The sequence below is a fragment of the Amycolatopsis rhizosphaerae genome, from assembly GCF_007713715.1.
GTDB lineage: Bacteria > Actinomycetota > Actinomycetes > Mycobacteriales > Pseudonocardiaceae > Amycolatopsis_E > Amycolatopsis_E rhizosphaerae.
In genome coordinates this window covers 22,361-28,711 of the sequence record NZ_VJWX01000032.1, presented here as the reverse complement: position 1 = coordinate 28,711, position 6,351 = coordinate 22,361, and the positions used below count along the sequence as shown (strand labels likewise).

Annotated in this window: 7 protein-coding genes; 2 read left to right on the top strand and 5 right to left on the bottom strand. The window is 67.8% G+C overall.

Going from position 1 to position 6,351, the window contains the following annotated elements; genetic code table 11:
* Together FNH05_RS05760 and phoU are read left to right on the top strand one after the other, a co-directional pair.
* Nucleotides 1-1,201: LCP family protein (locus FNH05_RS05760; protein ID WP_144586219.1), on the top strand; the 1,201-nt coding region annotated here is incomplete at its 5' end.
* A 75-nt stretch (nucleotides 1,202-1,276) separates the two neighbouring features.
* A complete protein-coding gene (phoU, locus tag FNH05_RS05755; protein WP_144586218.1) occupies nucleotides 1,277-1,942 on the top strand; it encodes a phosphate signaling complex protein PhoU in 666 nt (221 codons plus the stop codon).
* Between the two features lie 7 nt (nucleotides 1,943-1,949).
* Here phoU and FNH05_RS05750 read toward each other — a convergent pair whose 3' ends face one another.
* The 5 genes from FNH05_RS05750 to pstC all read right to left on the bottom strand — a co-directional run bounded on the left by FNH05_RS05750 (nucleotide 1,950) and on the right by pstC (nucleotide 6,221).
* On the bottom strand, nucleotides 1,950-2,582 hold the full coding sequence (locus tag FNH05_RS05750) for a GTP pyrophosphokinase (protein ID WP_144586217.1): 633 nt from the start codon (nucleotides 2,580-2,582) through the stop codon (nucleotides 1,950-1,952).
* Between the two features lie 9 nt (nucleotides 2,583-2,591).
* Complete coding sequence (locus tag FNH05_RS05745) at nucleotides 2,592-3,500, bottom strand: EamA family transporter (protein ID WP_425458415.1); 909 nt, start codon at nucleotides 3,498-3,500, stop codon at nucleotides 2,592-2,594.
* Nucleotides 3,501-3,580: 80 nt separating this feature from the next.
* Complete coding sequence (pstB, locus tag FNH05_RS05740; RefSeq protein ID WP_144586216.1) at nucleotides 3,581-4,357, bottom strand: phosphate ABC transporter ATP-binding protein PstB; 777 nt, start codon at nucleotides 4,355-4,357, stop codon at nucleotides 3,581-3,583.
* Nucleotides 4,358-4,366: 9 nt separating this feature from the next.
* Nucleotides 4,367-5,293, bottom strand: a complete 927-nt coding sequence (pstA, locus tag FNH05_RS05735) for a phosphate ABC transporter permease PstA (RefSeq protein ID WP_144586215.1) — start codon at nucleotides 5,291-5,293, stop codon at nucleotides 4,367-4,369.
* A 4-nt stretch (nucleotides 5,294-5,297) separates the two neighbouring features.
* Nucleotides 5,298-6,221 carry a phosphate ABC transporter permease subunit PstC gene (gene pstC / locus FNH05_RS05730; protein WP_144586222.1) on the bottom strand — a complete coding sequence of 308 codons (924 nt, stop codon included), beginning with the start codon at nucleotides 6,219-6,221 and terminating at the stop codon, nucleotides 5,298-5,300.
* Nucleotides 6,222-6,351: the final 130 nt, after the last annotated feature.

The window sequence follows — 6,351 nt, the reverse complement described above, 5'->3', positions numbered from 1 at the left end:
GACCCGCACCGTGTTCCAGCGGGCGATCTCGCCGATCCGGCCCGCCCAGACCGACGCCGAGGCCGAGGCGGAACCCGTAGCCGAAGCGGAGCACCCCACCCCGCAGACCCGCCTGCAGGAGAAGAAGCAGCGTAAGAACGAGCGTTCCATCCTCATCGGACGAATCGTCGCCGCGGTGCTCGCCGCACTGGTGTTCCTCGGCATCGGGGCCCTGTGGGGCACCAAGACCTGGTTCAACAGCAAGTTCACCGAAATCGCGGCACTCGACGAGAACTCGGCCGACATTCAGGACGCCCCGGCACAGCTCGGTGACGAGAACTTCCTGATCGCCGGGTCCGACACGCGGGTCGGGGCCTCCCCCGACGAGAACGTGGGCAACGCCCAGCAGGTCGAGGGGGCGCGTTCGGACACGGTGATGCTCGCGCACGTCCCGGCGGACCGGCAGCGCGCGGTGGTCATCTCCTTCCCGCGCGACCTGGAGATCTCGCGCCCGTCCTGCAACCGTTTCGACAACGTCAAGAACGAGTACACCGACGAGGTCGTGCCTGCGGAGACGAAGGTCAAGCTGAACACCGCCTACGCGGTCGGCGGCCCCCGCTGCCTCACCAAATGGGTGCAGCAGTTGACCGGGATGCGCATCAACCATTTCATCGGTGTCGACTTCAACGGCTTCAAGGAAATGGTGGACGCCGTCCAGGGGGTGACCGTGCACCTGGACGCCCCGATCAAGGACACCGTGCTCGGCATGGTGATCTCGCAGACCGGGGATGTGACGATCTCCGGGGACCAGGCGCTGAGCTTCGTCCGCGCGCGGCACGTGGTGGGCGACCCGACCTCCGACTACGGCCGGATCAAGCGCCAGCAGCAGTTCATCGGCGCCTTGATGAAGAAGGCCATGTCCCACGGCGTGCTGACCAGTCCTTCGCAGTTGTCCGCCTTCGTCACCGCCTTCGCCAAGGCGACCTTCGGCGACAACATCGGTGTCGACCAGATGCTGACCCTGGCCCAGTCGATGAAGGGCCTGGACCCGGCGAAGGTCGCCTTCATGACGGTGCCGACCACCGGCGAGGCGAACTCGCGGGGCAACGAAGTGCTGCTGGACAGCAAGGCCAAGGCCATCTTCCAGGCGTTGATCCAGAACACCCCGCTGCCGGGGACCGGTTCGCCGTCCTCTTCCACAAGCCCGCAGCCGAACCCCTAGAACCGTTAGCGGCGGTTCACCCCGGGTTCACTCTGCGATGCGGTGTTTAGTCCGATCGGGTCGTAAGGTGTGGGCATGCGCGAGGCTTATCACGTCGAACTCGAAGAGCTGGCCGGCAAGCTGGCCGATATGTCGGCTCAGGCCGCCACCGCGATGGAGCGGGCCACCAAGGCACTGCTGGAAGCGGACCTTGCCCTGGCGGAGCAGGTCATCGGGGACGACTCGAAGATCGACGACGCGCGTGCCCAGTGCGAGGAGGAGGCCTACGCCCTGCTCGCACTGCAGGCGCCCGTCGCGACCGATCTCCGCACCGTGCTCGCGGTGATCCACGCCGCGGAAAGCCTGGAGCGCATGGGTGACCTGGCACTGCACGTGGCGAAGGCCGCCCGGCGCCGCCACCCGGCGAACGCGCTGCCGGAGCCCGTCCAGCCCTACTTCGCCGAGATGGGCGAGGCCGTGGTGCGGCTGGCGCGGCGGACCCAAGAGGTCATCAAGTCCAAGGATGTCGAGGCGGCTCGTTCCCTGGAGGCCGACGACGACCAGGTCGACGAGATCCACCGCCACCTGTTCAGCGTGATCATGGCCAAGGACTGGGAGTTCGGGGTGCCCGCCGCCGTGGACGTCACGCTGCTGGGCCGGTTCTACGAGCGCTACGCCGACCACGCGGTGTCGGTGGCCAAGCGCATGGTGTTCGTGGCCACCGGCAAGATGCCGGGCTACGGCTCCGACGAGGACATCTGAGCAGGGCTCACTCCCGCCGGAGGCGCTGGTGCAGCGCCGTCATCCGGGAGTCGAGGTCGGCCGCGGTCACGGCCGCGGCCCGCAACTCGTCGCCGAAGTCGGCGGGGGCCTCCCCGTCGTACTTGTAGAACAGCTTGTGTTCGACGGCGGCCCAGAAATCCATCGCGATCGTGCGCATCTGGATCTCCACCTTGACCCGCTCCACGCGGTCGGACAGGAACACCGGGATGCGCACGATCAGATGGAGACTGCGGTAGCCGTTGGGTTTGGGCTCGGCGATGTAGTCCTTGGTGCGGACGATCTCCACGTCGTCCTGCGCGGCCAGCATGTCCGCGACGAGGTACACGTCGGGGACGAACGGGCACACCACCCGGATACCGGCGACGTCCTCGATGTGCTCCCGTACCGCGTCCAGGCTCGGCGCGAGACCCTTGCGCCCCAGCTTGCGCACGATCGCCTCGGGCCGCTTCACCCGGCTCGTGATGTGCTCGATCGGGTCGTGCTGGTGGGCGAAGTCGAACTCCTCGGACAGGATCCGCAGCTTCGTCATCAGTTCGTCGACGCCGAACTTGTAGACCATCAGCTCCCGGCCGAGGTCGCGCAGCGCGGCGACGGTCCGCGGATCGTCCAGTACGGTCATAAGCCCAGCTTAGCCAGCCGAAGAGGCCGAACGGGTGGCGCCGATCGAGGCCGCGACCACGCAGCACAGGGCCAGCCACTGCAGTGGCTGCAGCGATTCGTGCAGCACGACAAGGCCGGCGAGCGCGGCCACCGCGGGCTCCAGGCTCATCAGCACCCCGAACACGCGCGGCGGGATCCTGCGCAGGGCCTCCAGTTCGAGTGAGTACGGGATGACCGAGGACAGCAACGCCACGGCCAGCCCGATCACCAGTACCCACGGCGAGAGCAACCCGGCGCCGGTTTCCGCGAGCCCCGCGGGCATCGCGATCATCGCCGCGACCGCCATCGCCAGTGCCAGGCCGTTGCCTTGGGAGGTGCGGTTGCCGAGGGCGGCGCCGAGCAGGATGTAGGCGCCCCAGCAGATTCCGGCGCACAGCGCGAACAGCATGCCGAGCAGGGAGAGGTCGCCGCGGGTCTCGGCGAGCAGTACTACGCCGCCCGCGGCCACCAGCGCCCAGACGGCGTCGAGCAGGCGACGCGACCCGGCCAGCGCCACCACGAGCGGGCCGAGGAACTCGATGGTCACCGCGATGCCCTGCGGGATGCGGGCGAGCGCCTGGTAGAAGGTCAGGTTCATCAGCCCGAGCACAAGGCCGTACCCGACCACCACCGGCCACGCGCGCCGCCCGAGCCGGAGCGTGGGCCGCCACACCAGCAGCAGCACGAGCGCGGCGAAGAACAGCCGCAGGGTGACGGTGCCCGCCGCCCCCGCGACGGCGAACAACTGCTTGGCCAGCGCGGCGCCGACCTGCACGCTGACGATGCCGACCAGGATCTGCACCGGCGGCGGGATCGCACCCAGTGCGCGGGCGGCAGGCCCGGCCGCCCGCGGTCGCGGCAACCGACCGCCCAACTCGTCCACATGCACTGAAACCACGTTTCGATCCTCCCACTTCGGGCCCGGGCACAGGAAAGGGCCGTGAGGGAGTCCCTCACGGCCCTTCGGGGAACGGCGGATCAGCCGAAGCGGCCGGAGATGTAGTCCTCGGTGGCCTTCTCGCTGGGGTTCGAGAAGATCTTCTCCGTGTCGTTCAGCTCGACCAGCCTGCCGGGCTGACCGACCCCGGCCAGGTTGAAGAACGCGGTCTGGTCCGAAACGCGCGCCGCCTGCTGCATGTTGTGGGTGACGATGACGATCGTGTAGTCCTTCTTCAGCTCACCGATCAGGTCTTCGATCGCCAGGGTCGAGATCGGGTCGAGTGCCGAGCAGGGTTCGTCCATCAGCAGCACGTCGGGCTTCACCGCGATGGCGCGGGCGATGCACAGCCGCTGCTGCTGACCGCCGGAGAGGCTGCCGCCCGGCTTGTTCAGCCGGTCCTTGACCTCGTTCCACAGGTTGGCCCCGCGCAGGGCCCGCTCGGCGATCTCGTCGAGCGACTTCTTGTTCTTGTTGCCCGCCAGCCTCAGTCCCGCCACCACGTTGTCCCGAATGGACATCGTGGGGAACGGGTTGGGGCGCTGGAACACCATGCCGATGGTGCGCCGCACCTGCACCGGGTCCACATTGGACGCGTAGATGTCCTCGCCGTCGAGCAGCACCTGGCCCTCGACCCGCGCGCCGGGGATGACCTCGTGCATGCGGTTGAGGGTGCGCAGCACGGTGGACTTGCCGCAACCGGAGGGCCCGATGAAGGCGGTGACGTTCCGCGGCGGCACGGACAGCGTCACGCTGTCCACGGCGTGGAACTTGCCGTAGTAGATGTCGAGGTCCTTGACGTCGATTCGCTTAGCCATCGCGAAAGCTCACTTCTTCTTCGGGGCGACCACGCGGGAGATCACCGTGGCGACGAGGTTGATCAGGGCGATGATGAGGACCAGCGTCAGCGCTGCGCCCCAGATGCGGTCGAAACCGACGCTACCGGGCTCCATCGAGTTCGTCGCCCGCTCGTTGTTCATGAGCAGCGGCAGCGAGGCCTGCTCGTGGCCGAACAGATTCCAGTTGGTGTAGGCCGAGTAGCCCACCAGCACCAGCAGCGGAGCGGTCTCCCCCATCACGCGCGCCAACGCCATCATGATGCCGGAGATGATGCCGGACAGCGCGGTCGGCAGCACGATCTTCATGATCGTCTTCCACTTCGGCACGCCGAGCGCGTAGGACGCCTCACGCAGGTCGTCCGGCACGATCCGCAGCATCTCCTCGGCCGAGCGGACCACCACCGGGATCATCAGCAGCACCAGGGCCAGCGACACCGCGAACCCGCTGCGCGGCAGGCCGAAGGTGGTCACCCACAGGGCGTAGATGAACAGGGCCGCCACGATCGACGGGACACCGGAGAGGATGTCCACCATGAAGGTGGTGACCTTGGCCAGGCGGGCGTTGCGGCCGTACTCCACCAGGTAGATCGCCACCAGCAGCCCGAGCGGCACCGCGATGACGGCGCAGACCAGGCCCTGTTCCAGGCTGCCCACGATGGCGTGCAGGACACCGCCGCCCACCTCGTCGGACAGCACCGACCCGAAGTCCTGGGTCCACCAGTTGGTGTAGGGGATGCGCTTGATCCCGTTGGCGATCACCGTGTACAGCACCCACACCAGCGGGGCGACGGCGATCAGGAACGACAGCCACACCAGCACGGTCGCCAGGGTGTTCTTGGCCCGGCGGGCGAGGCTGATGTGCTGGAACGCCGGGCTGGACGCGGGGCGTTCGGTTTCGGACAGGGTGCTCGTCATCGCGTCAGTTGCCCTTCCGGTCGCCGATGATGGCCCTGGCCCCGAAGTTCACCGCGAAGGTCAGCACGAACAGCACCAGGCCCGAGGCGATGTAGGCACCTGCCGAGGTCGGGTTGTTGAACTCGCTGGCGTTCGTGGCGATCTGCGAGGCGAACGTCGCGCCGCCGTCGAAGATGCTCCAGTCGAAGTGCGCTCCGCGCGGGATGAACAGGATGACGGTCACCGCGATGGTCTCACCGAGCGCGCGGCCGAGGCCGAGCATCGACGCGCCGATGTAGCCGCCCTTGCCGAACGGCAGCACCGTGGTGCGGATGACCTCCCACCGGGTCGCGCCCAGCGCGAGGGCGCCCTCGATCTGGGCGGGCGGGGTGCGGTCGAACACCTCGCGCGACAGCGAGGTGATGATCGGCAGCAGCATCACCGCCAGCACCACGCCCGCGGTGAAGATGGTGCCCGCGAAGTTGGGGTAGACGTTGCCCTTGTCGAAGATCGGGATCCAGCCGAGCGCCTGGTTGAGCCATTGCGAGACCGGTGCCAGCTCCGGCGCGAGCACCAGGATGCCCCACAGACCGAAGATGATCGACGGGACCGCCGCCAGCAGGTCGATGACGTAGGCGAACGGGCGGGCGAGTTTCTTGGGGGCGTACTGGGTGAGGAACAGCGCGATCCCCAGCGAGATGGGCATCGCGAACACCAGTGCCACCACCGAGCTGAACACGGTGACCAGCAGCAGGTCCAGGATGCCGAAGCGCAGGTGAGCCGGGTCGCCCGTCGACCACTCCCGTGACGTGAGGAAGCCGACCTCGTCGGCCTTCAGCGACGGAATGGCCTGAACCAGCAGGAACAGGCCGATCAGGCCGATGATGACCACGACGAGAGCGCCGGCGCCGGTTGTCAGATTCTGGAAGATGCGGTCACCGGGCCGCACCTTGGTCTTGGCCTTGATCTTGGCCTCCGGTAGTGGTCGAGACGACGACGGACGCCCACCGGGGTTCCCGGTGGGCGTCCGCGTCGAGCTTGGTTCGCTCATTGGTTGTCTAAGTCCAACCTGTTTCCGA

Excerpts from the sequence above, each read along its gene's own strand:
- phoU (WP_144586218.1), top strand. The coding sequence starts at position 1,277 with ATGCGCGAGGCTTATCACGTCGAACTCGAAGAGCTGGCCGGCAAGCTG.
- FNH05_RS05750 (WP_144586217.1), bottom strand. The coding sequence starts at position 2,582 with ATGACCGTACTGGACGATCCGCGGACCGTCGCCGCGCTGCGCGACCTC.
- pstB (WP_144586216.1), bottom strand. The coding sequence starts at position 4,357 with ATGGCTAAGCGAATCGACGTCAAGGACCTCGACATCTACTACGGCAAG.
- pstA (WP_144586215.1), bottom strand. The coding sequence starts at position 5,293 with ATGACGAGCACCCTGTCCGAAACCGAACGCCCCGCGTCCAGCCCGGCG.